Source organism: Nocardiopsis alkaliphila YIM 80379, assembly GCF_000341005.1.
In the GTDB taxonomy this organism is placed as follows: Bacteria; Actinomycetota; Actinomycetes; order Streptosporangiales; family Streptosporangiaceae; genus Nocardiopsis; species Nocardiopsis alkaliphila.
In genome coordinates this window covers 1-2,173 of the sequence record NZ_ANBD01000182.1, presented here as the reverse complement: position 1 = coordinate 2,173, position 2,173 = coordinate 1, and the positions used below count along the sequence as shown (strand labels likewise).

Annotated in this window: 2 protein-coding genes; one reads left to right on the top strand and one right to left on the bottom strand. The window is 64.2% G+C overall.

Annotated features, from left to right (window positions below; translation table 11 throughout):
- Positions 1-824: LVIVD repeat-containing protein (locus D472_RS0123845; RefSeq protein WP_033304584.1), on the bottom strand; the 824-nt coding region annotated here is incomplete at its 3' end.
- A gap of 600 nt (positions 825-1,424) precedes the next feature.
- Here D472_RS0123845 and D472_RS0123840 point away from each other — a divergent pair.
- Positions 1,425-2,135, top strand: coding sequence for a DUF305 domain-containing protein (locus tag D472_RS0123840; RefSeq protein ID WP_017606950.1), 711 nt, complete (start codon positions 1,425-1,427; stop codon positions 2,133-2,135).
- Positions 2,136-2,173 lie beyond the last annotated feature (38 nt).

The following is a 2,173-nucleotide window of genomic DNA, read 5'->3' as shown; positions in this document are numbered from 1 at the left end:
GCGGGGTCGGAGATGTCCATCAGGATCCCGTCACCCATACAGGCGCCGGCGGCCAGATCGTTCTCCGGGTAGACGGTGATGTCGTGGCAACCGGTGGTGCGGGCGTTGCCACCGTCGGGGAACAGCACCGGCTCGTTCACCAGGGCCGCTTCGGCGGGATCGTCGAGCGGCACCTCGACGATGGAGATCTTGTCGTGCGGAGGCCGGCAGTTCGGAAAGTTCGCGTTCGGTGAGTACGAGGAGACGTACACGTAGTCGTGTTCGCCGTCTTTGCCGGGTACCAGGGTGAGGGTGTGCGAGCCGCAGTCGGTGCGCACCGCCGCCACGTATTCGGGGTTGGCCTTGTCGGAGATGTCGAAGACCCGCACACCCTCGAACCCGTTCGGGTCGGTGGTGGGCACGGCCGGGGCACCGCATTCGTCGGAGGCGCGCGGATAGTCCACGGCGAAGTAGACCAGGTCACCGCTGACCGACAGGTCACCCTGGCCACCCGGACACAGCACCTCGGAAACGATCTGCGGGTCCTCGGGATCGGAGACGTCGTAGATGACGAACCCGTTGTAGTTACCGCCGATGGCGTAGTCGCCGGTGAAGGCCAGGTCCGAGTTGTAGTCGTCCATGACTTCGGACTTGGGGACGTTGGCCACGTGGGAGACGTTGGCACTGGTCTGGGCGTCGCTTTCGAAGGGTGTCTCGTCCGCGGTCGCGGTGGCGGGACCGAGGAGTCCCACGGTCACAACGGCGACGGCGGTGAGAGCGACACCGATAAGACCTTGGCGATATGAGGGGCGTCTTTGCTGGGGGCGGGCGGGGGACGACGCCATGTGTACTCCTGATTCCGAATGGAGCGAAACAGGTAGAACGTACACAGTTCAACATCTACCTGTATAGGGGGAGACAAAAGAAAGATGACCTTTGACACGACGTCGGCATGGCCCGATCCGACTGCACAACATGCCAGGAGCCGGTGTCCTACAGCCTGGAATCGGAGGTCCGATGTAGAGACTCACCCCAGGGGCCGGACCGAACATGGGGCACGGTCCGACATCGACCACCGCCGACCCTGGACCCGTTTCCCGGGGCCGGAGAATCATTATGTGTCACATGGCCCTCAGTTTCGGCTTGGCATCAAAACATTTGCCTTGAACCCGAAACAAGCTTCAAAACACGCCCTCGGAAGCTTCGGGAAAGGACACCAGCGACGGCCCTTCGCGGCCGAGCACACCTTCGATGAACGTGATCGCGTACCCGAACCCGGATTCCTCACATCGACCTCGTATGGTGCCCCGGACGCAACGGGACCGATAAGCGCCCCACACTGGACAAAGTGCCCGGTGAATGAGTAGAAAACCCGCAGGATGTCGCGCCCGTCGATATCGGCGGTCCCCACCCGGCCCGTCCACCCCCACCCTGGAGGAGACCTCGTGCGTCGCCTGACACTCGCCGCCGGAACCGCCCTCACCCTGCTCGTCACCTCGGCCTGCACCACCGGCGACGGCGGGCAGGAAGCCGCCAACGTCATCGCCCCCGGTGCCCCTGGGGAATCCTCCACACCCGCGACCGCCGAGCAGATCGCCGCTCTGGCCGAGGAGCAAGGCCACAACGAGGCCGATGTCACCTACCTGGTGATGATGATCGAGCACCATTCTCAGGCCTTGGAGATGACCGATCTGGTCGAGGACCGTCACGAACGTGACGGTATCGAACGCATCGCCGATCGCATCTTCGCCGCACAGGGACCGGAGATCTCCGCCATGGAGAGCTGGTTGGAGGAGCACGTGTTCGGGCCGGCCCGGGACAACCCGGCCCACCAGAACTTCTGCGGTCTGGAGGGCGACGGTGAGCACCACTCCAAGGACGAGGACGTACCCCTGTGCGACTTGGAGGTCGACCATGAGGACATGCGGGGCATGGTCTCCGAGCAGGACATGGAGCGGCTGGCCCAGGCCCGAGGGGACGACTTCGACCGCCTGTTCGTGGAGCTCATGACCGCCCACCACGAGGGTGCCGTCGCCATGGCCGTGGACGTTCTGACCGAAGGCAAGGACCAGACCGTCGCAAGGATGGCCAACGACCTCATCGCCGAGCAGAACACCGAGATCAGCCGTATGGAGGCGGTCCTGGAAGGCGACTAGGGACTGTTCCTTGGATGCTCTCGGTCGGCTCGGCGCTC